General features: G+C 71.0%; 23 protein-coding genes. 18 read left to right on the forward strand and 5 right to left on the reverse strand.

The window, feature by feature from the left end:
• Positions 1–490: 490 nt before the first annotated feature.
• From ACZ466_RS44105 to ACZ466_RS44115, 3 genes are all read right to left on the reverse strand, one after another.
• Complete coding sequence (locus ACZ466_RS44105) at positions 491–1,198, reverse strand: response regulator (RefSeq protein WP_378292350.1); 708 nt, start codon at positions 1,196–1,198, stop codon at positions 491–493.
• A 108-nt stretch (positions 1,199–1,306) separates the two neighbouring features.
• Positions 1,307–2,527 (reverse strand): sensor histidine kinase, encoded by a 1,221-nt coding sequence (locus tag ACZ466_RS44110; RefSeq protein WP_378292328.1) that lies wholly within the window; start codon positions 2,525–2,527, stop codon positions 1,307–1,309.
• A 412-nt stretch (positions 2,528–2,939) separates the two neighbouring features.
• The gene (locus ACZ466_RS44115) at positions 2,940–3,857 is read right to left on the reverse strand and encodes a RecB family exonuclease (RefSeq protein WP_378292330.1); all 918 of its coding nucleotides are present in this window, start codon (positions 3,855–3,857) and stop codon (positions 2,940–2,942) included.
• Between the two features lie 101 nt (positions 3,858–3,958).
• Here ACZ466_RS44115 and ACZ466_RS44120 point away from each other — a divergent pair, with 101 nt between their 5' ends.
• The 7 genes from ACZ466_RS44120 (at position 3,959) to ACZ466_RS44150 (ending at position 13,259) form a co-directional block, all read left to right on the forward strand.
• Complete coding sequence (locus ACZ466_RS44120) at positions 3,959–5,185, forward strand: site-2 protease family protein (protein ID WP_378292332.1); 1,227 nt, start codon at positions 3,959–3,961, stop codon at positions 5,183–5,185.
• A gap of 41 nt (positions 5,186–5,226) precedes the next feature.
• Complete coding sequence (locus tag ACZ466_RS44125; RefSeq protein WP_378292334.1) at positions 5,227–6,234, forward strand: tRNA (adenine-N1)-methyltransferase; 1,008 nt, start codon at positions 5,227–5,229, stop codon at positions 6,232–6,234.
• Positions 6,235–6,727: 493 nt separating this feature from the next.
• A complete protein-coding gene (gene arc, locus ACZ466_RS44130; RefSeq protein ID WP_378292337.1) occupies positions 6,728–8,491 on the forward strand; it encodes a proteasome ATPase in 1,764 nt (587 codons plus the stop codon).
• A 154-nt stretch (positions 8,492–8,645) separates the two neighbouring features.
• Entirely contained in the window at positions 8,646–9,962 is a 1,317-nt protein-coding gene (locus ACZ466_RS44135) for an acyltransferase family protein (RefSeq protein WP_378292339.1), read from the forward strand.
• Positions 9,959–11,476 carry a depupylase/deamidase Dop gene (gene dop / locus ACZ466_RS44140; protein WP_378292342.1) on the forward strand — a complete coding sequence of 506 codons (1,518 nt, stop codon included), beginning with the start codon at positions 9,959–9,961 and terminating at the stop codon, positions 11,474–11,476. Before ACZ466_RS44135 ends, dop begins: the two co-directional genes overlap by 4 nt.
• A 153-nt stretch (positions 11,477–11,629) precedes the next feature.
• Positions 11,630–11,842: a ubiquitin-like protein Pup gene (locus tag ACZ466_RS44145; protein WP_378292344.1), complete on the forward strand. Its 213-nt coding sequence runs from the start codon at positions 11,630–11,632 to the stop codon at positions 11,840–11,842.
• A gap of 424 nt (positions 11,843–12,266) precedes the next feature.
• A complete protein-coding gene (locus ACZ466_RS44150) occupies positions 12,267–13,259 on the forward strand; it encodes an endonuclease VII domain-containing protein (RefSeq protein ID WP_378292346.1) in 993 nt (330 codons plus the stop codon).
• Between the two features lie 205 nt (positions 13,260–13,464).
• Here the strand turns inward: ACZ466_RS44150 and ACZ466_RS44155 are convergent, their stop codons facing one another.
• Positions 13,465–14,910, reverse strand: coding sequence for a hypothetical protein (locus ACZ466_RS44155; RefSeq protein WP_464041927.1), 1,446 nt, complete (start codon positions 14,908–14,910; stop codon positions 13,465–13,467).
• A gap of 157 nt (positions 14,911–15,067) precedes the next feature.
• On the opposite strand from ACZ466_RS44155, the gene prcB reads away from it, so the two are divergent.
• From prcB to ACZ466_RS44185, 6 genes are all read left to right on the forward strand, one after another.
• Positions 15,068–15,913: a proteasome subunit beta gene (gene prcB, locus ACZ466_RS44160; protein ID WP_378282278.1), complete on the forward strand. Its 846-nt coding sequence runs from the start codon at positions 15,068–15,070 to the stop codon at positions 15,911–15,913.
• Between the two features lie 21 nt (positions 15,914–15,934).
• Positions 15,935–16,681, forward strand: a complete 747-nt coding sequence (prcA, locus tag ACZ466_RS44165) for a proteasome subunit alpha (protein WP_378282283.1) — start codon at positions 15,935–15,937, stop codon at positions 16,679–16,681.
• 262 nt (positions 16,682–16,943) lie between these two features.
• A complete protein-coding gene (gene pafA / locus ACZ466_RS44170) occupies positions 16,944–18,302 on the forward strand; it encodes a Pup--protein ligase (protein WP_378282277.1) in 1,359 nt (452 codons plus the stop codon).
• A gap of 194 nt (positions 18,303–18,496) precedes the next feature.
• A complete protein-coding gene (locus tag ACZ466_RS44175; RefSeq protein ID WP_378282276.1) occupies positions 18,497–19,429 on the forward strand; it encodes an FKBP-type peptidyl-prolyl cis-trans isomerase in 933 nt (310 codons plus the stop codon).
• A gap of 54 nt (positions 19,430–19,483) precedes the next feature.
• Positions 19,484–20,155: a helix-turn-helix transcriptional regulator gene (locus ACZ466_RS44180; RefSeq protein WP_378282275.1), complete on the forward strand. Its 672-nt coding sequence runs from the start codon at positions 19,484–19,486 to the stop codon at positions 20,153–20,155.
• Positions 20,156–20,202: 47 nt separating this feature from the next.
• Positions 20,203–20,673 carry a DUF3291 domain-containing protein gene (locus ACZ466_RS44185; protein WP_378282274.1) on the forward strand — a complete coding sequence of 157 codons (471 nt, stop codon included), beginning with the start codon at positions 20,203–20,205 and terminating at the stop codon, positions 20,671–20,673.
• Positions 20,674–20,742: 69 nt separating this feature from the next.
• Here the strand turns inward: ACZ466_RS44185 and ACZ466_RS44190 are convergent, their stop codons facing one another.
• Positions 20,743–21,837 carry a DUF3866 family protein gene (locus ACZ466_RS44190; RefSeq protein WP_378282273.1) on the reverse strand — a complete coding sequence of 365 codons (1,095 nt, stop codon included), beginning with the start codon at positions 21,835–21,837 and terminating at the stop codon, positions 20,743–20,745.
• A gap of 214 nt (positions 21,838–22,051) precedes the next feature.
• On the opposite strand from ACZ466_RS44190, the gene ACZ466_RS44195 reads away from it, so the two are divergent.
• The 5 genes from ACZ466_RS44195 to tatC all read left to right on the forward strand — a co-directional run bounded on the left by ACZ466_RS44195 (position 22,052) and on the right by tatC (position 25,719).
• A complete protein-coding gene (locus ACZ466_RS44195; RefSeq protein ID WP_378282272.1) occupies positions 22,052–23,050 on the forward strand; it encodes a helix-turn-helix transcriptional regulator in 999 nt (332 codons plus the stop codon).
• Between the two features lie 116 nt (positions 23,051–23,166).
• Entirely contained in the window at positions 23,167–24,156 is a 990-nt protein-coding gene (locus tag ACZ466_RS44200) for a helix-turn-helix transcriptional regulator (protein ID WP_378282271.1), read from the forward strand.
• A 22-nt stretch (positions 24,157–24,178) separates the two neighbouring features.
• Positions 24,179–24,400, forward strand: coding sequence for a hypothetical protein (locus ACZ466_RS44205; RefSeq protein WP_378282270.1), 222 nt, complete (start codon positions 24,179–24,181; stop codon positions 24,398–24,400).
• 26 nt (positions 24,401–24,426) lie between these two features.
• Positions 24,427–24,795 carry a Sec-independent protein translocase subunit TatA gene (tatA, locus tag ACZ466_RS44210; RefSeq protein ID WP_378282269.1) on the forward strand — a complete coding sequence of 123 codons (369 nt, stop codon included), beginning with the start codon at positions 24,427–24,429 and terminating at the stop codon, positions 24,793–24,795.
• Positions 24,796–24,849: 54 nt separating this feature from the next.
• On the forward strand, positions 24,850–25,719 hold the full coding sequence (gene tatC, locus ACZ466_RS44215; protein WP_378282268.1) for a twin-arginine translocase subunit TatC: 870 nt from the start codon (positions 24,850–24,852) through the stop codon (positions 25,717–25,719).
• Positions 25,720–25,850: the final 131 nt, after the last annotated feature.

Here is a 25,850-nt window from a genome sequence, read left to right on the forward strand (position 1 = left end):
GCTCCGCCGTATGCACGAGGGAGGGCCCGGCGATCGTTCTTGCGGAGTAGGGGAGGGCCCGCCCGGGGGAGCCCGCCCCTCAGGGACGACCCCGGCCCGCGACCCTGACATCCCGGCTCCGACCTGCGCGGACGCCGTCGGGTCCCGGTGCCGCCGGCGGCCGCGGTGATCAGGGGCGCCGCCAGGGCCGTCCCGCGGGAGGCGGACCGCACCTGGTCCTCACGACGGAGGAACGGTCCCAGGGGCCGAGACGCGCCCGCGGCCTGGACCGGCCACACCGAACGCACGCTCTGGGCCCCGCGCCCACGGGCCGCACGACCGGAACGGCGGTACGGGCCCGCGCCCCGAACCCGCCGGGCCCGGCACGGCACCGCGACGGGGACGAAGCCGGCGACCGGGAGCCGGACGCAGCCGGATCAGACCTGGAGACGTGACCGGCGCAGGGGCCGCGCAGGATCGGGGACCGTCAGGACCGGGGGACCGGGGGCGGTCAGGACTGGCCGGGGCGGCTCAACCCGGTCTCGTAGGCGTACACCACGGCCTGCACCCGGTCGCGCAGCCCCAACTTGGCCAGCACGTTCCCCACGTGCGTCTTCACCGTGGTCTCGCTCACCACCAGCTCCCTGGCGATCTCGGCGTTGGACTGCCCCCGCGCCACATGCGTGAGGACCTCCCGCTCCCGCTCGGTCAGGGTGTCCAGGCCGGGCGGGGGCGAGGCGTCCCGGATCGCGGGCAGCCGGGTGGCGAACTTGTCCAGCAGCCGCCGCGTCACGCTCGGCGCCACGATCGCGTCCCCCGCCGCCACGATCCGGATCGCCTGGACCAGATCCTCGGGCGGGGAGTCCTTCAGCAGGAACCCGCTGGCGCCCGCCCGCACCGCCTCGATCACGTACTCGTCCAGATCGAAGGTCGTCAGGATCAGCACCTTCGGATCGTGCGAGGCCGCGCCCTCCCGGATGATCCGCCGGGTCGCCTCGATCCCGTCCATGCCCGGCATCCGGATGTCCATCAGCACCACGTCCGGCAGCAGCGACCGGGTCGTCTCCACCGCGACGGCTCCGTCACCGGCCTCGCCCACCACCGCGATGTCGGACTCGGCCTCCAGGATCAGCCGGAACCCGGTCCGCAGCAGCGGCTGGTCGTCCACCAGCAGCACCCGCACCGTTCCCACCGCCCCGCTCGCCGGCCCGCCGTCCATCGCTCCGCCGCTCATCGCGCCACCGCTCATCGTCTGGTCCCGCCCGTTCCGGGCCGCCGCCCCTGCCATCGGATCCCAATCTATGCCCCCGGTCCGCACCGCCGGGGCCTACGCCTCCAGAGGGAACCGGGCGCGCACCCCGAACCCCCCGCCCACCCGCGGACCGATCCGCAGCTCACCGCCGTACAGCGCGACCCGCTCGTACATGCCGACCAGGCCGTGCCCGGGACGGTCCCCGTTGTCGGCCATGATCGTCGCCGTGCCGCGGCCGTCGTCCTCGATCTCCACGGTCAGGTCCTCGGCGGTGTAGCGCAGCCGCACCCACGCCCGCGCCTGCGGGCCGGCGTGCTTGAGGGTGTTGGTCAGCGCCTCCTGGATCAGCCGGAAGGCCGCCACGTCCACGCCGGGCGACGGCGTGCGCGCCTCCCCCTCCACCCACAGCTGCACCGACAGGCCGGTGTCGCGGACATGGTCCAGCAGCTCGCCCAGATCGCCCAGGCCCGGCTGCGGCGCCAGCTCCCCGCCCGCGGTCTCGGGATCGCGCTCGGTGCGCAGCACGCCCACGATCCGCCGCATCTCGCTGAGCGCGGTCCGCCCGACCTCCTCGATCGTCGTCATCGCCTCCCGGGCCCCGGCCGGATGCCGGTCCAGGATGCGCCGCGCCGCACCCGCCTGCACCGTCATCACGCTCACGTGGTGGGCCACCACGTCGTGCAGCTCCCGCGCGATCCGCGACCGCTCCTCCACCCGCGCCGCCCGCGCGTCGGTGCCCCGCGCCCGCTCCAGCCGCGCCGCCCGATCCTCCAGCTCGGCGAAATAGGCGCGCCGCAGCCGCAGGTTGCGGCCCAGCACCCACACCCCGATCACCAGCGCGTTGTCGGTCATGAACGACATCAGCCCCAGATCGGTGGGGAAGGTCAGCAGGAACCCGTTCAGCGCGACCAGCGACACCAGCCCGCCCAGCGCGCTGATCGCCAGCCCCCGGTGCGCCGCCACGCCGTAGGTCGCGATCAGGTACGCGGCGAAGTCGGGCACCGTCGGCGGATAGTTCCACACCGTGATCAGCGTCTGGCCCGCCACGATCGCGCACAGCGTCAGCAGCGGCCGGGTCCTGCGGAAGCTCAGCGTCATCGTGACGCCGACGACCAGCGCCAGATGCCGCGCGTCGGTCCCGGCGTACAGCTCGTCCAGGCCGCGGGGGAGATCCTCCAGGTACAGCTGCGGCAACCCCACCAGCAGCAACGCCAGCGCCAGGACGGCGTCGGAGGCCTGCGGGCGCGCGTCGAACCAGGCGCGGCAGGCGTGAAGACCACTGATGCGGGGTGACACAACACTCACCCTAGGAGTCCGCACCAGGTCATGAGCCCTCCTGCACGCGGATCCGCGATCCTCCGCAAGGAGGACCCGGACCCGGCGTCCGCTCGCCGGACCGGGGCAGAGCGGATGCTACTCCGAGCCCATGCCGCCCGGCGCATCGGCGGCCCCGCCGAGGTCAGCGAGGGTGAGCCCGGCCAGGACACCGCACGCCGGGCCGATCCGGACACCCCCGCCGCGCCCGCGGCCGCCACGACCCCACGCGACACGAACGGGAGCGACACCGCCGCGAGCTCGGCCGCCACGAGCGCAGGAAACGCGAACGAAGAAGACGCGGACACGGACGAGCGCGAGAGCGACGCCGACACCGCCACGGTCGGCGTGGGCGGAGGAGACCCGGGCGAAGGAGACGCGGGGGGCGGCGGCGTCAGAGGTCGTCCCGTTCGCGGGACACCGGCTCCAGGTCGGCCGGCGACGGACGGTCGGCCGGGGGCGCCTCCGGGAGCGGCGGCGGAGTGCCGCCGAACCCCGGGCACCGCTCCCGGTGATCGCACCAGTCGCACAACCGGCTGGTGCGATGCCGCCACTCACCGGTCTCCATCGCCCGCCGGATCGCCGCCCACAACGCCTCCACCTTGCGCTCGGTCGCCCGCAGATCGGCCTCGTCGGGCTCGTACCGCAGCACCTCGCCGTTGCCCAGGTACATCAGCTGCAGCAGCCGCGGCACCCGGCCCTGCCGCCGCCACAGCACCAGCGCGTAGAACTTCATCTGGAACAGCGCCCGCGCCTCGAAATCGGCGCGCGGCGCCGTGCCGGTCTTGTAGTCCACGATCCGCACGTCACCCGAGGGCGCCACGTCCACCCGGTCGATGTAGCCGCGCAGCTTCAGCCCCGACTCCAGCACCGTCTCCACGAACAGCTCCCGCTCGGCCGGCTCCAGCCGCCGCGGATCCTCCAGCGTGAAGTACCGCTCCACCATCTCGCGCGCCTGCGCCAGCCACGCCTCCCGCTCGGCCGCCCCCGCCTCCCCCTCGGCGAACAGCGACGCCAGCTCCGGCTCGGCCGCCAGCAGCCGCTCCCACTGCGGCGCCAGCAACCCCACCGCCTCGCCCGCCGTGCGCCGCCCGGCGGGCAGGTCGTACAACCGCTCCAGCACCGCGTGCACCAGCGTGCCCCGCACCTGCGCCTGGCTGGGCCGCTCCGGAATCCGGTCGATCACCCGGAACCGGTACAGCAGCGGGCACGTCATGAAGTCGCCCGCCCGCGACGGCGACAGCGAACCGGCCACCGCCGGCGCCGCCGTGGTCTGCCCGCTCGCCTCACGGCCCGCATCGGTGGTCGTCATGGCACAGCAGACTAGGGGACGCCCCCGACGAAACCCACGACGGCGGAGACCGCGCCCCTCCACCAGACGATCACCGCCGCCGGGGCCGTAGCATCGAGGACGTGGCAGACACCGCACCCCCGACCGACGGCACCAAGAGCGCCGGCCCCACCGGCACCGGCGCACCCCCGGAACCGGACCGGCCCGGCGGCCGGGGACGGCCCCCCGGAGCCGCCGCCGGACCCGGCCTCTACATCGGCCGCCCCTTCGGCGTGCCCGTCTTCGTCTCGCCCAGCTGGTTCCTGGTCGCCGTCGTCGTCACCGTGATGTTCGAGGGCCAGGTCCACGGCGTCGTCGCCCGCCCCGCCAGCTTCGCCGTCGCCTTCGCCTACGCGGTGCTGCTGTACGCCTCGGTGTTCGTGCACGAGCTCAGCCACGCCGTCACCGCCCGCGTCCTCGGCCTGCCCGTCCGCTCGGTCGTCCTGCACATCCTGGGCGGCGAGACCGCCATCGAACGCGAGGCGCCCACCCCCGGCCGCGAGTTCCTCATCGCCTTCGCCGGCCCGGTCACCAACCTCGTCCTGGCCGGGCTCGGCCTGCTGGCCCGCCTGCTGGTCCCGATGCCCGAGGTCGCCCTCCTGCTGGTGGACGCCCTCACCTTCGCCAACCTGCTCGTCGGCGTGTTCAACCTGCTGCCCGGACTGCCCCTGGACGGCGGCCGCCTCGTCCGCGCCGCCGTCTGGAAGATCACCGGCCGGGCCCGCAACGGCGCCGTCGTCGCCGGCTGGGTCGGCCGCGGCGTCGCCGTCCTCTGCCTGGTCGCCGGCGCCTTCATGGCCACCTACCCCACCGGCGGCCAGAACACCGGGTTCGGCTGGCTCGCCCTGTTGTGGACGGCCCTGGTCGCCTCCTTCATCTGGGTCGGCGCCTCCCAGGCCCTGCGCGCCGAGAAGGTCCGCGACCGCATCCCCACCCTGCTCGCCCGCCGCCTGGCCCGCCGCGCCACCCTCGTCACCGCCGACGTCCCCCTCGCCGAGGCCATCCGCCGCGCCCACGAGCAGCGCGCCGGAGCCCTGGTGATCGTCGACCACGACGGCCGCCCCCGCGGCCTGGTCAGCGAGAAGGCCGTCACCGCCACCCCCGAGCAGCGCCGCCCCTGGATCGAGGTCGGCGAACTGTCCCGCGGCGTCGACGACGACCTCACCCTCCCCGCCGACCTGGCCGGCGAGGACCTCATCGTCGCGCTGCGCCGCGCCCCCGCCTCCGAGTACCTCCTCCTCGAGCCCGACGGCCGCGTCTACGGCGTCCTGGCCGCCGCCGACGTCGACCGCGCCTTCGCCGGCATCTGACCAGCCTGAGCGGTGCCCAGGGCCCGCTAGCCTTGACGACCATGAGCGAACCCACCCCGCCGACCACCCCCGCAGGCACCGGCCGCATCCCGCACGGCCCCTTCCGCCCCGGCGACCAGGTTCAGCTCACCGACCCCAAGGGCCGCATCAACACCATCACCCTCCAGTCCGGCAAGGACTACCACTCCCACAAGGGCTCCATCGCCCACGACGACATCATCGGCAGCCCCGAGGGCTCGGTCTTCCGCTCCAGCGGCGGCACCGACTACCTCGCCTTCCGCCCCCTGCTCTCCGACTTCGCCGTGCGGATGCCCCGCGGCGCCGCCGTCGTCTACCCCAAGGACGCCGCCCAGATCGTCGGCATGGCCGACATCTTCCCCGGCGCCCGCGTCGTGGAGGCCGGCGCCGGCTCGGGCGCCCTCACCTGCTTCCTGCTGCGCGCCGTCGGCGAACGCGGCCTGGTCTCCTCCTACGAACGCCGCCCCGACTTCGCCGACATCGCCCGCGCCAACGTCGAGAAGTTCTTCGGCGGCCCCCACCCGGCCTGGCGCCTGACCGTCGGCTCCCTCGAGGACGCCCTCGCCGAGACCGAGGTCGACCGGGTCGTCCTCGACATGCTCGCCCCCTGGGAATGCATCGACCCCGTCGCCAAGGCCCTCATCCCCGGCGGCATGGTCTGCGCCTACATCGCCACCACCACCCAGATGTCGCGGGTCGTGGAGGAACTGCGCGGCCACGGCGCCTTCGCCGAGCCCTACGCCTTCGAGACGCTCCTGCGCTCCTGGCACGTGGAGGGCCTGGCCGTGCGGCCCGACCACCGCATGGTCGGCCACACCGGCTTCCTGGTCACCGCCCGCCGCCTCGCCGACGGCGTCACACCGCCCCTGCGGCGCCGCCGCCCCGCCAAGGGCGCCCCCATCTCCGGCACGCCCGCCGCCCCCGGCACCGCGGACGACGGCGGCGCCCAGAGTGCCCCGAGCGCCGAGGGCGCCCCGAGCCCGGCCGCGGCGGACCTGGACGCCGCCACGGGCCACAGCGCCGAAGACTGAACACCGCGCACCCGCCGCTGCCGAACCCCGGCCCGGGGCGCCTGCCCGGCGGCGCGCCCGGACGCGCCGTCCCGAGGCGAACGGGCCCCCGAAACGGGAACAGGCCACCAAAACGGGGCATTACGCCCAGCGGCGCGCCCGAAACCCAGCGAGTCATAGATCACATTCGCGACCCCGCGCGACCGCCCCAGACCCCCGCCCCCACACCCCGCGCCATCTCTTAACAGGAAATTCACACCACCCCCCACACCACGACACCACCCCTCCCACCAGGCACGAAAACGTCCGAACCACCGCCACCACACGAACGGACCCGCCGCCTACCCGCCCCACGCACCCGCCACGCGCAACCCCGCCGACACCCAACCCGCCCCCTCCGACCAGTGGCGATCCCCCCGCCACGACACGAGTACCGAATGGGCAGGTTACGGAAGCCCTCCAGATAGGTAGGGTCTCAGTAGGTCGTCGGCTCTTCGTGAGGAGGTGACGGGGCGTGGCCGCTCGTGACGATGCTGGGGCGCGCAAGGCGCAGCACGACAAGGAGGTTAGGGACCTCCAAACGCAGGTGTCCTTCCTGGAGGAGGAGATCTCCGTGCTGCGCCGCAAGCTCGCGGAATCCCCGCGCCAAGTACGTGTTCTGGAGGAGCGTCTCCATGAGGCACAGGCCAATCTGGCCGCCGTGACGGGTCAGAACGAGCGTCTCGTGGCGACCCTCAAGGAAGCCCGCGAGCAGATCGTGGCGCTCAAGGAGGAGGTCGACCGGCTGGCACAGCCGCCCTCGGGCTACGGAGTCTTCCTCGAAGCCCGAGACGACGGCACCGTCGACATCTTCACCGGCGGACGCAAACTACGGGTGAACGTCAGCCCGGCCGTCGACATCGAGGAACTCCAGCGTGGCCAGGAGGTCATGCTCAACGAGGCACTCAACGTCGTCGAAGCGCTCAAGTTCGAAGAGCAGGGCGAAGTCGTCATGCTCAAGGAACTCTTCGACGACGGCGAACGAGCACTGGTGATCGCGCACGCCGACGAAGAACGCGTCATCAAGCTCGCCGAGCCGCTGCGCGGCGTACCACTGCGCGCCGGCGACTCGCTCATGCTCGAATCCCGATCCGGATACGCCTACGAGAAGATCCACAAGGCCGAGGTCGAAGAACTCGTCCTCGAAGAGGTCCCCGACATCTCCTACAACGAGATCGGCGGGCTCGGCTCACAGATCGAAATGATCCGCGACGCCGTCGAGCTGCCCTACCTGCACGCGGACCTGTTCCGCGAGCACCAGCTCCGCCCGCCCAAGGGCGTCCTCCTCTACGGACCCCCCGGCTGCGGCAAGACCCTCATCGCCAAGGCCGTCGCCAACTCCCTGGCCAAGCAGGTCGCCGAGAAGACCGGCCAGGAGGGCAAGAGCTTCTTCCTCAACATCAAGGGACCCGAGCTCCTCAACAAGTACGTCGGAGAAACCGAACGCCACATCCGCCTGGTCTTCCAGCGCGCCCGGGAGAAGGCCTCCGCGGGCACCCCGGTCATCGTGTTCTTCGACGAGATGGACTCCATCTTCCGCACCCGCGGATCCGGAGTCTCCTCCGACGTCGAGAACACCATCGTCCCGCAGCTCCTCAGCGAGATCGACGGAGTCGAAGGCCTCGAGAACGTCATCGTCATCGGAGCCTCCAACCGCGAGGACATGATCGACCCCGCGATCCTGCGACCCGGCCGCCTCGACGTCAAGATCAAGATCGAACGACCCGACGCCGAAGCAGCCAAGGACATCTTCTCCAAGTACATCCTCTCCGGACTGCCGCTCCACCCCGACGACGTCAAGGAGCACGGCGGCAACGAGAACGTCACCGTCGACGCCATGATCCAGCGCGTCGTCGAACGGATGTACACCGAAAGCGAGGAGAACCGCTTCCTGGAGGTCACCTACGCCAACGGAGACAAGGAAGTCCTCTACTTCAAGGACTTCAACTCCGGAGCGATGATCCAGAACATCGTCGACCGCGCCAAGAAGATGGCGATCAAGCAGTTCCTCGACACCGGGCAGAAGGGACTGCGCGTCGCGCACCTCCTCGCCGCCTGCGTCGACGAGTTCAGCGAGAACGAAGACCTCCCCAACACCACCAACCCCGACGACTGGGCCCGCATCTCCGGCAAGAAGGGCGAACGGATCGTCTACATCCGCACCCTCGTCTCCGGAAAGCAGGGCGCCGAGGCCGGCCGCTCCATCGACACCGTCGCCAACACCGGCCAGTACCTCTAGCCCCAGCCCCAGACCCCGAGACGACCCCGAGCCCCGACGACAAGCCACACACCCCGACACGCGCCGCGGCGGCCACCCGACACCGGGTGGCCGCCGCGCCGCGTCACACCACCGCGACCCCACCACCCCGCTGCGTCCCCTAGGGTCGACCCCAATGTCTTCCCAGAACCATCAGCACAGCTCAGAGCCCCCGACCCCGGCTCCCACCCCCGCACCGGCCCAACCCGGCCCCACCAGCCCCACCAGCCACGGCGGCGGCCACAGGCGCCTCAGAGAAATCGACCTCCTCCGCTTCCTCGCCGCCCTCGCCGTCCTCCTCTACCACTACACCGGCACCACCGGCGGCCCCTGGGACGACCACAACGCCCGCGAACTGTTCGCCCCCATCTCCCTCGCCACCCAATTCGGCTACCTCGGCGTCGAACTCTTCTTCCTCATCAGCGGATTCGTCATCCTCATGAGCGCATGGGGACGCACCATGGCCGAATTCACCATCTCCCGCATCACCCGCCTCTACCCCGCCTACTGGTTCGCCGTACTCCTCATCGCCGCCCTCTACCTCACCACCGGCCAAGGACGAGGCCGCCCCGAGAACATCATCCCCAACCTCACCATGTTCCAGCAGGGCATGGGCGTACAGAACGCCAGCGGAGTCTTCTGGACCCTCTGGATCGAAATGCACTTCTACGCCCTCATCGCCATCCTCGTCCTCACCGGCATCACCTACCGGCGCTGCATCACCTTCATGGCCACCTGGAGCGTCCTCGCCGTCTTCGCACAAGAAACCGGCGCCGAACCCCTCCAGAAACTCCTCATCCCCGAATACGCCCCCTACTTCGTCGCCGGAATGGCCCTCTACCTCATCCACCGCTTCGGCCCCACACTCCTCCTCTGGGGCTTCACAGCCTTCTCCTGGGCCGCCTCAATCCGCTACGCCCTCCCCATCGCCACCGACACCCCCTACAACATCCCCCCGTCCAACGCCTGGCCCGCCATCCCCATCCTCATCACCCTCACCTACGCCGTCATGGCCCTCGCCGCCACCGGCAAACTCCGCCGCCTCAACTGGCGCGGCTTCGCCACCCTCGGCCTCCTCACCTACCCCACCTACCTCATCCACTACGAACTCGCCCCGCCCCTCGCCGACCTCCTCCACCCCGCACTCCCGCACTGGGCCGCCACCCTCGCCATCACCGCCACCGTCCTCACCACCGCCTACCTCGTCCACCGCCTCATCGAACGACCCCTCGCCGCCTGGCTCAAACCACGCCTCCGCGACTCCTTCACACGCCTGAACATCACCGAACCGACCCGCCACCACGCCGGAACCCCCCACCGCGACACACCGCGAGACAAGCCTCAAGACCCCACGCCCACAAGCGAAACGCAACCCCCGGACCCCACCGCGGAGCACCACGGGCAGGAGCCCCATGGCTCCACCCCCTCGGCCCCGATAGGCTCGACGATATGAGTGTTCGGCGGGTGATGGGCATCGAGACCGAGTACGGCATCTCCGTACCCGGCCAGCCAGGGGCCAACGCGATGGTGACCTCCTCCCAGGTCGTCAACGCCTACCTCGCGGCATCGGCGGCACGGGCGCGAAGGGCCCGATGGGACTTCGAAGAGGAGAACCCACTCCGCGACGCCCGCGGATTCGACCTCGCACGCGAGGTCGCCGACCCCACCCAGCTCACCGACGAAGACCTCGGCCTCGCCAACGTCATCCTCACCAACGGCGCACGCCTCTACGTCGACCACGCCCACCCCGAATACTCCGCACCCGAGTGCACCAACCCCCGCGACGCGGTCATCTGGGACAAAGCCGGAGAACGCGTCATGGCCGACGCCACCCAGCGCGCCGCCATGGTCCCCGGCACCCACCCCATCCAGCTCTACAAGAACAACACCGACAACAAGGGCGCCTCCTACGGCTGCCATGAGAACTACCTCATGCGCCGCGAGACCCCCTTCGCCGACATCGTCCGCCACCTCACCCCCTTCTTCGTCTCCCGCCAGGTCGTCTGCGGCGCCGGCCGCGTCGGCATCGGCGTCGACGGACGCGGCGACGGCTTCCAGATCAGCCAGCGCGCCGACTTCTTCGAAGTCGAGGTCGGCCTCGAGACCACCCTCAAGCGCCCCATCATCAACACCCGCGACGAACCCCACGCCGACCCCGAGAAGTACCGCCGCCTCCACGTCATCATCGGCGACGCCAACATGAGCGAGGTCTCCACCTACCTCAAGCTCGGCACCACCTCACTCGTCCTCGCCATGATCGAAGACGGCTTCCTCACCGTCGACCTCTCCGTCGACATGCCCGTCGCCGCCCTCCGCGCCGTCTCCCACGACCCCGCCTGCAAACACCTGCTCACCCTCCGCGACGGCCGCAAGATGACCGCCGTCCAGCTGCAGATGGAATACCTCGAGCAGTCCCGCAAATACGTCGAGGACCGCTACGGCGCCGACGTCGACGAGATGACCAAGGACGTCCTCGACCGCTGGGAATCGGTCCTGCACCGCCTCGGCGACGACCCCATGCAGCTCTCCCGCGAGCTCGACTGGGTCGCCAAACTCTCCCTCCTCCAGGGCTACCGCGACCGCGACGGCCTGGACTGGTCACACCCGCGCCTGCAGCTGATCGACCTGCAGTACACCGACATCCGGGCCGAGAAGGGCCTCTACAACCGCCTGGTCGCCCGCGACAGGATCGACCGCATCGTCACCGAGCCCGAGGTCCAGGCGGCCATCGAGGACCCGCCAGAGGACACCAGGGCCTACTTCCGGGGCCGCTGCCTGCGCCAGTACGCCGAATCGGTCGCCGCCGCCTCCTGGGACTCGGTCATCTTCGACGTCCCCGGCCGCGAGTCCCTGCAGCGCGTCCCGACCCTCGAGCCCCTGCGCGGCACCAGGCAGCACGTCGGCGCGCTGCTCGACCGCTGCCGCACCGCGGCCGACCTGGTCGCCACACTCACCGGCCAGAACTGAGTCCGCGGCTTATTTGTGACCGGTTTGCCCGTTTCACTGCTTGGCGGACCGGCGATAACCCCACCAGGCCCCCGCGCCGTCGGAGCGACGAAATCCGCTCGACGTCGATGATCGGAGCTAGGCTTGGGGGGACCGGCGAAGTGGGAGGTAAGGATGGCCACGAAGGACAACTCGGGCGGCCAGAAGCAGGCCCCGCGGCGTACCGAAGAGGTCGAGGAGACCCAGGACGCACCCCAGGACGACGTCCAGGAACGCCAGGAAAAGCTCACCGACGACGTCGATTCAATTCTGGATGAAATTGACGAAGTTCTCGAAGAGAACGCAGAGGAATTCGTGCGCTCTTACGTCCAAAAGGGCGGAGAGTAGGGCAAACTGGACATCGGGAATAAGGGAAATTCGAGGAGGTATTCACACTTCTTGATGGCCTGAATCGAAAATCTCTTCTAAGGGCACGGGTGAGGGCGGTAGGGTCGGGGCCGTGTCCGTAAAGGAATGCCGTGATTGCGGCCAAGTCAAGCCCAAGGGCGAGTTCTTCAAGCGCAAGGCTTCCAAGGATGGTCTGGCGCTCTACTGCAAAGATTGCTTCGGTCTGCGCAATGCAGAGAGTCGGAATAGGCGTCGTGTTGAGCAGGGTAAAGAGCCCAAGCCCTATCGTAAGCGCCGTTCGGTTCCTGAAGGGATGAAATATTGTCCTCGATGCGAAGCGGTAAAGTCCGTTCAGGAGTTCGGGCGAAATCGATCCAAAGCCTCCGGGCTGACTGCGTACTGCAGGCCCTGCCACAGCCGGGTGATGCTGGAGATCAAGCGCCAGAAGCATGGCAGCCAGCGCAACTACCTCCTGAAGTTGCGGTACGGCCTGACCGCTGAGCAGGTGGAAGAGCATCGGCAGAGGCAGGGCGGGGTGTGCGTGATATGCCTCCGCAAAGAAGCCTCGCATGTGGACCATTCGCACGAAACGGGCCTGTTTCGTGCATTGCTCTGCTTTCCCTGTAACGGTGCACTGGGGCAGTACGAGGACAACCCCGGGCTCATGCGAGAATCCGCCGCCTACCTCGAGGGGCGGACGCATCACGCCCAGTCGATGCTTCTCGAACTCGGCGTCGCTGTCATAGAAAGGCATGCGCGCAGGCTTGCCTTCACGGGGCGGCTCGTAGACAGGGACGGCGTTCCGATCCGTCGGCTGGGGACGTCGCGTGACGATCGGCTGAGGGCGCGTTACGGCGTCGGGGAAGGTGAGATTGAGGAACTCCTCGCGGTGCAGCGCGGGTTCTGTGCGATCTGCTGTGACAAGGCCGCCGAGAACGTCGATCACGATCATGTGACCGGTGTGGTCAGGGGGCTCCTGTGCGGCGGGTGCAACACCGGAATGGGCCAGCTCGGGGACGACCCGGTGGCTCTCCGGCGCGCCGCGGACTATGTGCAGGGTGCGCTGCTCCGAAGGGTGCCCGCCGACGATGGCGGGGTCCGGCTCTCGTTCACGTTCCCGGACGTGGATCCGGCTACGGTGCCGCTGGGCGGCTGGGAGTCGTATCGGGAGCGGGACGGGGAGCATCGGAGGCTGTGCGCGGAGTTCGAGGAGAGGAAGTTCGAACTCACGCGGCTGCGGCTGGCTGAGGGCGGGCCCGGCTACTGCCGTCGGTGGTCGTTCGGTCCGCGGCGTTCGTCGTTCAGCGAGCGGATCAGGGCGTTGGTGCAGAGTTCGCCGGAGCACTTCGCCTCGAAGATGAGGTGTGTCGAAGGGGGCTTGGCGGCCTCGTCCGAGAGTACCCCGACGTCCATGTGAGGTGATGTGCTGCAGAAATTCACCGCGATGGAGGAGTTTCGAGAGGGCGTGCGCTTCGGCGGCGCCCTCTCGCTTGTTGTGCGGTGACGAGGTCCCGGCGTCTCGAGTTGGCGTCGTTCGTGCCCGAGGGGTGTCGTGCGAAGGATGCGGCTGCGAGGCGTCCTGGAGATCGCGCGCAGGACCGGGGCGGGGCCCGGAGCGGCGTTCAGGTGTCCTGGAGGGAGGTGAGGTGGGCGGCCTGGTGGTTGGCGGTGGTGAGGCCGTTGGGTGGGACGGGGACGCCGGCGAGGCGGCACCAGGCGAAGCCGAGGGCGGCGGTGGCGCCGAGGACGTGGAGGGTGGTGTCGGGGTCGTCGCTGGTGGGGGAGGGCCAGAGGCCGCGGAGGGGGTGGTGGTCGTCGCCGAGGATGTCGGTGAGGAGGGTGCGGAGTTCGGGGTCGAGCCAGCGGCCGACGGGGGTGGCGAGGTCGGGGCGGTAGCCGGCGAGGTCGGCTGCGAGGAGGGCGGTGGCGGCGTGGCGGGGTTCGGTGTGGGTGGCGGGGTCGTGGGGGTCGCCGCAGAGGGGTTGGAGGGCGGTGGCGAGGTCGTAGAAGGCGAGTTGGAGGCGTTCGCCGGGGGCGGAGTCGGCGAAGAGGGTGGCGAAGAGGGGTGCGGGGCAGCGGCTCCGCCATTCGCGTTCGAGGACCTGGTCGCCGTAGGGGAGGGCGCGGTGGTCGAGGGCGGGGTTGCTCTGGAGGGGTTCGATCATGGAGAGGAGGGCGGAGGCGCGGACGCGGAAGCGGGGGTCGTCGCGGAGGGCCTGGGCGGTCATGACCATGCAGCGGATGAGTTGGGCGGCGGCGTCGCCGCGGCCTGCGCGGAGGCGTTCGGCGTAGAGGCCGATGATGGTGTGGAGGGGTGGGGGTGTGAGCCAGCGCAGGTCGGTGGCGTTGGCGGGTTCTGTGGTGGGTTGGGGTGCGAGGTGGGGTTCCCAGTGGTGGATGAGGCCGAGTTCTGGGTCGAAGAGGGGGACGGAGGCGCACCACAGGAGGGTGCTCCAGGTGGCGGCGATGGTGCTGGGGGTGCCGTGGAGGAAGCGGTTCCAGCCGAGGGGGTAGTCGTGGGGTGGTGCTTGGGCGGCTTCGGTGAGGACGGAGCGGAGGCGGTAGGTGAGGGCGCCTGAGACGGGTTTGCCGGTGAGGGCGAGGGGTGGGCCGTAGTCGGTGAGGTAGTCGGCGCCGGTGGGGAGTATTTCGGCGGGGATGGGGGGTGGGGTGGGGCCGTGGGCGGCGGTTTGGCGGGTGTGGGCGGCGTGCGGCGGGGGTGAGGGGAACCAGCGGCTGTCGGCGGGGTGCCAGCGGTACCAGCGGGTCCATGCGGCGAAGAGCCACCAGCTGTGGTCGGGGAGGGTGAGGAGGTGGGGGAGGAGTGCTTGGCGGCGTTGGAGGGGGGTGGAGGCGGGCCAGTAGGGGGCGGTGACGGCGGCGCGGGTCTGGTGTTCGGCGATGGTGAAGGGGTCGGCGTCGGGTGGGAGGGTGATGTCCTCTTCGGTGACGGGTGGGTTGTAGGCGGGGCGTCGTGGGGGCCATCCGGGTTGTCCGGGGGCGCTCGGCCATGTCGGCTGCCCGAGGGGGCTGGGCCAGCCGGGCTGGCCAGGGGTTCCCAACACCACGTGGTCATCGTAGTGGGCTGTGGGGGGTTCGCCGTGGGCGGACTGTGGAGCGATCGCGTGGCATGCGGTGGGTGCGGGTTGAACAGTAGGGTCTGAGTTGGTCAGCGCCGGTGGGTTCGTGAGGGGAGCCGGTGCCGTGGTGGAGGGAAGGAGTCGCGTGGCGTCGCACGATGCTCGCACCGGACGTGTGCCGGGGTTGTTCGTGAACCCTGACACGTCGTCGTTCACGGAGTTCCTGGGTGCCTACAGTCCGGAGTTGCTGCCGGGGCGGCGGCCGTTGCCGGCGGTGCCGGCGGGGGAGGGGATCCCGCACGCGACGACGATCGTGGCGGTGACGTTCCCCGGTGGTGTGGTGATGGCGGGGGATCGCCGGGCGACCGCGGGGCATGTGATCGCTCAGCGTGATGTCGAGAAGGTGTTCCGGGCGGACGAGTTCTCGGCGATCGCGATGGCGGGGACGGCGGGGCTCGGCATGGAGCTGATTCGTTTGTTCCAGGTGGAGCTGGAGCATTACGAGAAGCGCGAGGGCCGGACGCTGTCGGTGGAGGGGAAGGCGAATCGGCTGGCGACGCTGGTCCGGGGGAACCTGGGGATGGCGATGCAGGGGCTGGCGGTGGTGCCGCTGTTCGCCGGGTACGACGAGGAGCGGGACGGGGGGCGGATCTTCTCCTACGATCCGGCGGGGGGCCGGTACGAGGAGCGGGACTTCTACTCGATCGGGTCGGGGTCGGTGTACGCGCGTGGTGCGTTGAAGAAGCTGTGGCGCGCGGATCTGTCGGTGGAGGACGCGGCGCTGGTGTGCGTGCAGGCGCTGTACGACGCGGCGGATGACGATTCGGCGACGGGTGGGCCGGATCTGACGCGGCGGATCTTCCCGGTGGTGTCGGTGGTGTCGGACGAGGGGTACCGCCGGCTGGGGGAGGACGAGGTGGGCGCGTTGGCGCAGGCCGTGGTCGACGGACGTTACGACTCGCCGGGCGGGCCGACCGCCCCGCTGCGATAGAAGGGATCCAGACCGGTGTCCATGCCGTTCTATGTGTCGCCCGAACAGCAGATGAAGGACAAGGCGGACTATGCGCGTAAGGGCATCGCGCGTGGCCGCAGCGTGGTCGTGCTGCAGTACGACGACGGGATCCTGTTCGTGGCGGACAATCCGTCGCGTGCGCTGCACAAGATCAGTGAGATCTATGACCGGATCGCGTTCGCGGCGGTGGGGAAGTACAACGAGTTCGAGAATCTGCGGCTGGGCGGGGTGCGGTACGCGGATGTGAACGGGTACCAGTACGACCGTCGTGATGTGACGGCGCGGGGGCTGGCGAATCTGTACGCGCAGTCGCTGGGGACGATCTTCACGGAGACCAACAAGCCGTATGAGGTGGAGTTGGTGGTCGCGGAGGTGGGTGACAGTGCGGAGACCGATCAGATCTATCGGTTGACGTTCGATGGTTCGGTGGCCGACGAGCACGGTTATGTGGCGATGGGCGGTCAGGCGGACGCGGTGGCGGAGGTGCTGAAGGAGCGGTACCGGGAGGGGGCGTCGCTGGCGGAGGCGCTGAAGGTGGCGGTGCGGGCGCTGGAGGCGCAGGACGCGGATCGTCATCTGGAGGCGAAGTCGCTGGAGGTGGCGGTGCTGGATCGTAATCGGGAGCATCGTCTGTTCAAGGCGTTGCCGGCGGCGCGGATCGAGCGTTTGCTGAACGAGGCGGACGGTGCGTCGTCGAGCGCTTCAGAAAACGGGGCGAACGGGGCGAACGGCGAGTCGGAGGACTAGGCCGGCGGCCGGTCGACCGGCCGGAGTGGGATGCGTGCGGGGAGGGTCTGTCGTGGATGCGACGGGCCCTTCCCCGTTCGGCGTCCTTTTTGCGCCCCCCACCCAATGATCTACAACGTAAAGGCAGCGGCCCCGGGCGTCCCGCCCGGCCGGGCCGGGTGCGGCGTGTCGCGCGTTCGCGGCGCGTTCTGGTGCGTACCGCCGGTGAAACCAGAGGCTTCAGAGACTGCCAAGTCGGGCCCCGGCCGCATAGGCTCACGGTGTGGACAGGCGCATCTTCGGGCTTGAGAACGAGTACGGCGTCACCTGTACCTTCCGCGGGCAGCGGCGGTTGTCACCCGACGAGGTGGCCCGCTACCTGTTCCGCCGGGTGGTGTCGTGGGGTCGTAGCAGCAACGTGTTCCTGCGCAACGGCGCGCGGCTCTACCTGGACGTGGGAAGCCACCCCGAGTACGCCACGCCCGAGTGCGACAGCGTGATCGATCTGGTGACGCACGACAAGGCGGGCGAGCGGATCCTGGAGGGTCTGCTGGTGGACGCCGAGCGGCGGCTGCGCGAGGAGGGCATCGCCGGCGACATCTACCTGTTCAAGAACAACACCGATTCGGCCGGGAACTCCTACGGCTGCCATGAGAACTATCTGGTGGGCCGGCACGGCGAGTTCGGGCGGCTGGCCGACGTGCTGATCCCGTACCTGGTGACGCGGCAGATCATCTGCGGTGCGGGGAAGGTGCTGCAGACGCCGCGGGGGGCGGTGTACTGCGTGTCGCAGCGGGCCGAGCACATCTGGGAGGGCGTGTCGTCGGCGACGACCCGCTCGCGTCCGATCATCAACACGCGGGACGAGCCGCACGCCGACGCCGAGCGGTTCCGGCGGCTGCACGTGATCGTGGGCGACTCGAACATGAGCGAGACCACGATGCTGCTGAAGGTCGGGGCGACCGACCTGGTGCTGCGGATGATCGAGGCGGGCGTGGTGATGCGCGACCTGACGCTGGAGAACCCGATCCGGGCGATCCGCGAGGTCAGCCATGACATGACGGGCCGGCGGAAGGTGCGGCTGGCCAACGGCCGGGAGGCCAGTTCGCTGGAGATCCAGAAGGAGTACTTCGGCAAGGCCAAGGACTTCGTGGACCGGCGCGGCGGCGACGAGGTCACGATGCGGGTGCTGGACCTGTGGGAGCGGACGCTGCGGGCGGTGGAGACCGGGGATCTGGACCTGGTGTCCCGGGAGATCGACTGGGTGACCAAGTACCGGCTGATCGAGCGGTACCGGCGCAAGTACGATCTGCCGCTGTCGTCGCCGCGGGTGGCGCAGCTGGATCTGGCCTACCACGACGTGCACCGCGACCGCGGGCTGTACTACCTGCTGGAGAAGCGGGGGTCGGTGGAGCGGGTGGCGCGCGATCTGGCGATCTTCGAGGCGAAGTCGGTGCCGCCGCAGACGACGCGGGCGCGGCTGCGCGGGGAGTTCATCCGGCGGGCGCAGGAGAAGCGGCGCGACTTCACCGTCGACTGGGTGCATCTGAAGCTGAACGACCAGGCGCAGCGGACGGTGCTGTGCAAGGACCCGTTCCGTTCGGTGGACGAGCGGGTCGACAAGCTCATCGCCGGGATGTGAGTCACCGGCCCAGGGGTGGCGGCGGCCCGCCGCCACCCCCAGGGCCGGGCCGCAGCGGGTGACGGCGGCGGGCGGCGGTGACGGGGTGTGCTCGGCGCGACACGCCGGGGTGAACGTCCCGTCAAGGCTACCGGCGAGTCACAAGAGGGGTAGGGTGAGCGCGCAGTTGCGTTCGCCACCCCCGAAGGACCCGTATGCGACGTCGACTCTCCGTCCTCCCCGCGGCCGTCGTGCTGGCCGTTCCGTTGCTGCTGACCGGTGCCTGTTCCGGTGCGGACGACGTCGAGGTGGCGGTCAAGGGCGATTTCGGGTCCCGTCCGGACGTGGTGTTCCCCAAGGAGGCGCCCGGTAAGGAGCTGGCGGTCAAGAGGGTGACCGACGGTGCGGGCGTCCGGGCGCGCAAGGGCGATCTGGTGGTGGCCGACTACGTCGGTTACCGGTGGAGCAAGGACGGCAGCAAGCTGCTGGCGAGCAGCTTCATCGCGGGGCGTCCGGGCGCGTTCCCGACGGGGCGGCTGGTGCCGGGGCTGGAGAAGGCGCTGGAGGGCGCGCGGGTCGGCGGCCGGGTGGTGGCCAAGATCCCGCCCAAGGACGGCTACGGCGCCAAGGGCGCCGCGCAGCGCCAGGTCGGCAGGGACGACACGCTGGTGTACGTGCTGGACGTGCGGGCGATCTACGCGCGGACGGCGCAGGCGCAGGGGCGCCGGCAGCCGCTGGAGGATCCGCGGCTGCCGAAGGTGGGCGAGGTCCAGGCGGGCGCCGGCCCGTCGGTGACCGTGCCGAAGGCGGCCGCGCCCAAGGGCCTGCAGGTGCGGACGCTCGTGCAGGGGCAGGGCGCGGCGGTCGGCAAGGGGCAGCTGCTGGCGCTGCAGTACGTGGGGGTGTTCTGGCGGGACGGGAAGGTCTTCGAGTCCTCCTGGCGGACCGGGCGCCCGTACGCGGCCACGATCGGCACCGGCCAGGTGATGAAGGGCTGGGACCAGGCGCTGGTGGGACAGAAGGTGGGCAGCCGGCTGCTGCTGGTGGTGCCGCCGTCGCTGGGGTACGGGGCCAAGGGGCTGGCCCAGGCCAAGATCAAGGGCGATGACACGCTGGTGTTCGTCGTCGACGTCCTCGGCGCCCACTGACCGGCCCCCCGCTTCGGTTCTAAAGCGAACCGCGATTGTTCTTAGACTGGCCGGGTGGAGGACATCGAGGCGATCGCCGTCCTGCAGGACCCGGTCCGGCGGCGGCTGTACGCGTACGTGGGCGCCCAGGACCACGAGGTGAGCCGGAACGAGGCGGCCGAGGCCGCGGGCGTCCAGCGCACGCTGGCGGCCTTCCATCTGGACAAGCTGGTGGAGGCGGGGCTGCTGGAGACGGTGAGCCGACGCCTGACGGGACGTTCGGGGCCGGGCGCGGGACGTCCGGCCAAGCTGTACCGCAGGGCGCCGGGGGAGCGGGCGGTGTCGCTGCCGCCGCGCGACTACCGCACGGCGGCCGGGCTGCTGGCCCAGGCCGCCGAGACCGCCGGGCTGGACGCGGAGTTGCGGGAGGCCGCGCGGCGGCGCGGGAGGCGGCTGCAAGAGGAGGGCGCGGGCCCGTGCCGGGGCCTGGAGGAGGTCGCGGCGCTGCTGGAGGGCCGCGGGTACGAGCCGCGCATGGAGGACGGGGTCCTGCGCATGCGCAACTGCCCCTTCCACGCCCTTTCGGAGGAGTTCCCGCCGCTGGTGTGCGGGATGAACCTGGCGCTGCTGGAGGGGCTGCTGGAGGGCTCGCAGGGTGTGCGGGTGCGGATCGACGCCGGACCCGGCCGCTGCTGCACCGTCGCCGAACCGGCCGAAGGACGAGGGGACGGGCCCGAAGCCTTCTAAAAATAATGATCGTTGACATAGAAGCGGGGGGATGGTGAAGTGAGCCCATGCCCGGCTACCACCTCGCCCAGTTCAACGTGGGCACGCTGACGTTCCCCCTCGACGACCCCCGGACGGCCGGGTTCACCGAGCTCCTGGAACCCCTCAACGCGCTCGCCGACGGCGCCCCCGGCTTCGTGTGGCGGCTGGTGGAGAACGGCGCCGCCGACGCCACCGGCCTCCGCCCCATCGGCGCCGACGTCATCATCAACTACTCGGTGTGGGAGAGCCGGGAGGCGCTGTGGGACTACATGTACCGCAGCCGCCACCTGGACGTGCTGCGCCGCCGCCGCGAGTGGTTCGGCAAGCACGTCCAGGCGCACCTGGTGATGTGGTGGATCCCCGCCGGGCACATCCCCACCCTCCAGGAGGGCGTGGAACGCCTGGAGACGCTGCGCGCCCAGGGCCCCTCTCCCCGGGCGTTCACCTTCCGCGAGACCTACACCCCCGACGGCGCCCCGGCCCCGGCCCCGTCCTGACCCGATGCCTCCCGGCCCGACCTGACCCGGCCCGGTGCACGAGCACAGCGAGCTGGGGGCCGGGGGCGGTCACAGGAGGGCGGCGGCGTGGCGGCCGGCGGCGGCCGCGGTGAGGAAGTAGGGCAGGTCCTGATCCAGGCGGCGGCCCATCGTGGACAGCCGCACGCCCCAGTCCTTCTCGGCCGTGCGCAGCGCCTCGTGCAGCCCGTCCACGGCCACCGGGACGAGTTCGTGCTGGTCGCCCAGCGAGGCGGCCTCCCCGGCAACCCGCGTGCCGAACTCCCCGCCCAGTTCGGGGACCACGACCTGAGCCCGCGCCAGCGCGACCCGGCCGTAGGCGGTCAGGCTGTGGTGCGACACCCCCACGTGCCGCTCCCGCTTGTCGCCGTCGCTGACCCGCAGCGAGGCCACCGGCCGTCCCGACAGCACCGCGGCCGCGTTGACGGCCTCGCCCGCCGACACTCCCGAGAAGCCCCACCGGGTGCCCGTGCCCAGGTTGCCCGGGCCCTGCGCGACCACGATGACCTCGGCGTCCAGCACCAGCCGCGCCGCCAGCAGCCCGGTGTGCACCGTCACCGCCTCCAGGTCGCCGCCGAACGCCTGTCCGACCGTGACGGTCGCCGCCAGCGCGCCGGCCTCCCGCAGCCGCGCGATCGACATCGAGAACCAGGCCGGCAGCGCGCCGCCGTCGGGCATCACGTACACCGCGCGGGTGCCCGGCCGGGCCGCCAGCAGTCCCGCCAGGATCGGCGGCAGCGCCGAGTGCAGGTCGGCCACGATCACCGGCGTCCCCTCCAGGGAGTCGGCCTCGCGCAGCAGTTCGTGGTGGGGGGAGTCCTGCTCGTCGGCGCCCAGCACGGTGGCCTGCAGCGGCGTGTACCGCGCCTTCACCAGGTGCCCCGGGCCCGACGGGTCGGGCGGCAGACGGTCGGGGACGGCGACCACCATCGCGTAGCCGCCCGTCCCCAGGCCCATCGCCAAGGCCGTAGTGTTGAGCAGGACGGTGTCGCCCGGTTCGGGACGCCCCACCAGAGCGGGATACGCGAGTGCGGGGAAGACCGAGGTCCCGTGCGTCCCGTCGCCCTCGATCGTGACGTCCAGTTCGACCGCCCCCGGCCATTCCCGGCGGACGCCTTCTACCGTGCCCTTGCGCCATCGGATCACAAGGAAACGGTAGCGTCCTGACACGGGCGACATGGGGACGCGCGGCGTTCACCCGCCGTGGCGCCGCCGGCACGGTCGGTGCGGGCGGCGCGGGCACGCGGGCCGGAGGGCCGGACGGCCGCCCGACAATCTCATAATCCGAACGTCCGGCGACCGCATTTGTGCGTGAATGGGCTTCATCGACTGGGAATCGACTGGGAAAGGTGGTGGCCGAGTGTCGCGGCGCAAGACCGAGCGCCTGCTCAACCTGGTGGTCTGCCTGCTGGCCACACGGCGCTACCTTACGGCCGAGCAGATCCGGCGGGCCGTCCCCGGGTACCCGGGCTCCGACGAGGCGTTCAAGCGGATGTTCGAACGCGACAAGGAGGAGCTGCGCGAGCTGGGCGTCCCGCTGGAGGTCGGCAGCGACCAGCAGGGCGGCACCGGCGAGGAGATCGGCTACCGCATCCCCCCGCAGGCCTACGAGCTGCCCGACATCCACCTGACCCCCGACGAGGCGGCCGTGCTCGGCCTGGCCGCGCGGGTGTGGCAGCGCGCCAGCATGGCCGACGCCGCCTCCGGCGCGCTGCTGAAGCTGCGCGCCGCCGGTGTGGACACCGACGCCGCCGACGCCACCACGGCCCTGGGCATCGAGCCGCGCGTCGACACGGGCGAACCGGCGTTCCCGGCGCTGTGGGAGGCCGTCCGCGACGGGCGGCCCGTCGCCTTCGACTACCAGGGGGTCGGCCGCACCTCGGTGTCGCGCCGGCACCTGGAGCCGTGGGGGGTGGTCAGCCGCCGCGGACGCTGGTACGTCGTCGGCCATGACCGCGACCGCGGCCAGACCCGCGTGTTCCGGCTCAGCCGCGTCACGGGGGAGGTCGCCGCCGACGGCCCCGACGGCAGCGTCACCGTCCCCGAAGGCGTGGACGTGCGCCGCATCGCCTTCGACTGGGGCGACCCGGTCACCGAGCCCCGCCCCGCCACGGTGCGGCTGCGGGCCGGGGCCGCGCAGGGCCCGCGCCGCTGGGCCCGCGACGTGCGTCCGGTCGGCGACGGCGTCTGGGACGAGGCGGTGCTGACCTTCCGCGACGCCGACCGGTTCGCCCCCTACCTGGCCCGGTTCGCCGACGACGTGGTGGTGCTGGACCCGCCCGACCTGCGCGAGGCGGTCATCCAGCAGCTCAAGGCCACCCTGGCGACGGCCGGCGAGGACCCCGGGCGGGTGACCTGACCCCGGGGCGGCGGCGCCGCGTCCACCAGACCCGGTGCGGGGACGACAGCGGCGTGAACGGTGAGAGCGATGCGAGGGCGAGGCAGGCGTGAGGACGGGATGGGCGTGAGGGAGAGATGACGGCGAGGACGGGCGGCAACGGCAGGGGCGGCTCCACCACCTCCACCGACCGGCTGGCGCGGCTGCTGGCCCTGGTCCCCTACGTGGTGAGCCGCGACTCGGTCGCCCTGGAGGAGGCCGCCGAGGCCTTCGGCGTCACCCAGAAGCAGCTCATCGACGACCTCAACCTGCTGTGGTGCGTGGAGCTGCGCGCCCCCGACCCCTACTGCCCGATCGACCTGTCCTACGAGGGCGGCGAGATCATCGTGACCGAGGCCGAGTCGATCGCCCGGCCGCTGCGGCTGAAGGTCGACGAGGCCAGCGCGCTGCTGGTGGCGCTGCGGATGCTGGCCGGCATCCCCGACCTGCAGGACCGCGACGCCCTCAGCCGCGTCATCGCCAAGCTGGAGAGCGCCGCCGGCGCCGCCGCGCAGGTCTCCAGCAAGGTGGCCGTCGAGGTCGACGCCCGCGGCGACACCCTCGGCCGGCTGCGCGCCGCGATCGGCGCCGGCCGCCGCGTCCACCTGTCCTACTACGTGCCCGCCCGCGACGAGAACACCGAACGCGACGTCGATCCGATGCGGCTGCTGGTGGTGGAGGGCAACACCTACCTGGAGGGCTGGTGCCGCCGCGCCGAGGCGGTGCGGCTGTTCCGCCTCGACCGCATCAGCGACCTCACCGCCCTGGACGTCCCCGCCGAGGTCCCCGACGAGGCCGAGCCCCGCGACGTCGACGCCGGCCTGTACCGGCCCGCGCCCGGCGACCTGCCCGTCACCATCGAGCTCACCGCCCAGGGCCGCTGGGTCGCCGACTACTACCCCTGCGAGGACGTGCGGGAACTCGGCGAGGGCCGGCTGCGGATCACCCTGCGCACCTCCGACACCCGCTGGGTGCGGGGCCTGGCGCTGCGGCTGGGCGACCAGGGCCGCGTCGTCGACCCGCCCGAGGTCGCCGACGGCGTCCGCGCCGACGCCGCCCGCGCCCTCGCCCTCTATGACGGCGTCTGAGTTTTCGGCTACCGTGACGGGCGTGGCGTGGGGTGCGATATCGGTCGTGCTGGGCTTTGCCGGCCTGGCCGTCCTGGCCGTGTGCTCGTTCAAGGTCTACCTGGGCGTGCGGCGGCTGGCGCGTGAACTGGAACGGACCCGGCGGCGGCTGGCGCCCCAACACTCCGCGCTCCGCGATGAACTCCGCGATCTGCAGGAAACCCGTGCGGCGCAAGAGCCGGACGACGGCGTACGATCGTCATAAGTGTCACGCTGCTGAAGAGGACTCTCATGCCGAACATCGGGACCCCCGAGCTGATCATCATCCTGGTGGTCGTACTGCTGATCTTCGGATCGGCCAAGCTGCCGACGCTGGCGCGCTCGCTGGGCAAGTCGGCCCGCATCCTGAAGGCCGAGACCAAGGGCCTGCGCGACGACGACGACAAGACCGATGACGCCAAGCCGGCCCCCGCCCAGGCGGAGCAGGCCCCCGAGTCGGCGAGCGCCCGCGCCGCCCGCCTCCGCGAGGAGGCCGCCCGGCTCGAGCGCGAGGCCGCCCAGGAGGCCGGCGCGCAGCCGCGGCCGCAGGGCGCGCTGCCCTCCGGGGAGCCGATCGAGGGCGTTCCGGTGTCGGACTACCGCGGCCGCAAGAGTTCCTGACCAGTACCGTCCCCGACGAACGGACCGGCGAGACCAGACCCCAAAGTGCCCACGATGAAGCTGATGACGCGGCAGGCCGCCGACCCCGAGGGGCGCATGCCCCTCATGGACCACCTGCGGGAATTGCGCAACCGCCTGATCAAGGCCATGCTGGCGCTGCTGGTCGGCACCGTCATCGGCTGGATCTTCTTCAACCCGGTGTGGGACTTCCTCAAGGAGCCCTACTGCGCGCTGCCCGCCTCCAAGGACCTCAACGGGCAGACGTGCTCCCTTGTGGTCAACGGGATCTTCTCCTCCTTCTTCCTCCGCCTGAAGATCGCCTTCATTCTGGGCCTGGTGGTCTCCTCGCCGGTCTGGCTGTTCCAGCTGTGGGCGTTCGTGGCTCCCGGCCTCTACCGCAAGGAACGCCGCTGGACCTACGTCTTCATGGGCGCGTCCGTCCCGCTGTTCTTCGTGGGCACCGCCCTGGCCTACATCACCATCGACCGGGGCCTGTCGCTGTTCCTGGGCTTCGTGCCCGACGACGTGTCGGCGCTCATCACCGTCGACCACTACCTCGGCTACGTCCTGGCGATGCTGCTGGTGTTCGGGCTGACGTTCGAGCTGCCGCTGTTCGTGATCATCCTGAACATGGCGGGCGTGCTCAGCTCCAATCGGATCCGCCGCTCCCAGCGGATGATCATCTTCGGGATCTTCGTCTTCTCGGCGGTCGCCACCCCCAGCCCCGACCCCTTCAGCATGCTCGCCCTGGCGCTGCCCACGGTCCTGCTGTTCGAGGTCGCCGCGCTGCTGGCCTTCGTCAACGACCGCCGCCGCGCCCGCCGTCCCGACCCCTACGAGGGCCTGGCCGACGACGAGGCCTCCCCCCTCGACCTGGAGAAGATCGACGCCGAGCTCGAGAAGGGCGAGAGCAGCCCCCGCTGACCGCCACCGCCGCCGCCCGGCGCGACGTGAAGCTCACCCGCGCGTTCCCGCCCGCCACGCTGGAACGGCCGCGGCAGGTCAAGCGGCCCTACGACCCTGGCAACGACCCCGGCAACGTGTTCACCGTCACT

Source organism: Actinomadura rugatobispora (genome assembly GCF_055379765.1).

Bases quoted from the DNA above. Each gene is read 5' to 3' on its own strand.
- ACZ466_RS44125 (WP_378292334.1), top strand. From the start codon at position 5,227: ATGAGCGAACCCACCCCGCCGACCACCCCCGCAGGCACCGGCCGCATC.
- ACZ466_RS44185 (WP_378282274.1), top strand. From the start codon at position 20,203: ATGCCCGGCTACCACCTCGCCCAGTTCAACGTGGGCACGCTGACGTTC.
- prcA (WP_378282283.1), top strand. From the start codon at position 15,935: ATGCCGTTCTATGTGTCGCCCGAACAGCAGATGAAGGACAAGGCGGAC.
- ACZ466_RS44145 (WP_378292344.1), top strand. From the start codon at position 11,630: ATGGCCACGAAGGACAACTCGGGCGGCCAGAAGCAGGCCCCGCGGCGT.
- tatA (WP_378282269.1), top strand. From the start codon at position 24,427: ATGCCGAACATCGGGACCCCCGAGCTGATCATCATCCTGGTGGTCGTA.
- ACZ466_RS44175 (WP_378282276.1), top strand. From the start codon at position 18,497: ATGCGACGTCGACTCTCCGTCCTCCCCGCGGCCGTCGTGCTGGCCGTT.
- tatC (WP_378282268.1), top strand. From the start codon at position 24,850: ATGAAGCTGATGACGCGGCAGGCCGCCGACCCCGAGGGGCGCATGCCC.
- ACZ466_RS44115 (WP_378292330.1), bottom strand. From the start codon at position 3,857: ATGACGACCACCGATGCGGGCCGTGAGGCGAGCGGGCAGACCACGGCG.
- ACZ466_RS44105 (WP_378292350.1), bottom strand. From the start codon at position 1,198: ATGGACGGCGGGCCGGCGAGCGGGGCGGTGGGAACGGTGCGGGTGCTG.
- ACZ466_RS44200 (WP_378282271.1), top strand. From the start codon at position 23,167: ATGACGGCGAGGACGGGCGGCAACGGCAGGGGCGGCTCCACCACCTCC.
- ACZ466_RS44135 (WP_378292339.1), top strand. From the start codon at position 8,646: ATGTCTTCCCAGAACCATCAGCACAGCTCAGAGCCCCCGACCCCGGCT.
- ACZ466_RS44150 (WP_378292346.1), top strand. From the start codon at position 12,267: ATGCTGGAGATCAAGCGCCAGAAGCATGGCAGCCAGCGCAACTACCTC.
- dop (WP_378292342.1), top strand. From the start codon at position 9,959: ATGAGTGTTCGGCGGGTGATGGGCATCGAGACCGAGTACGGCATCTCC.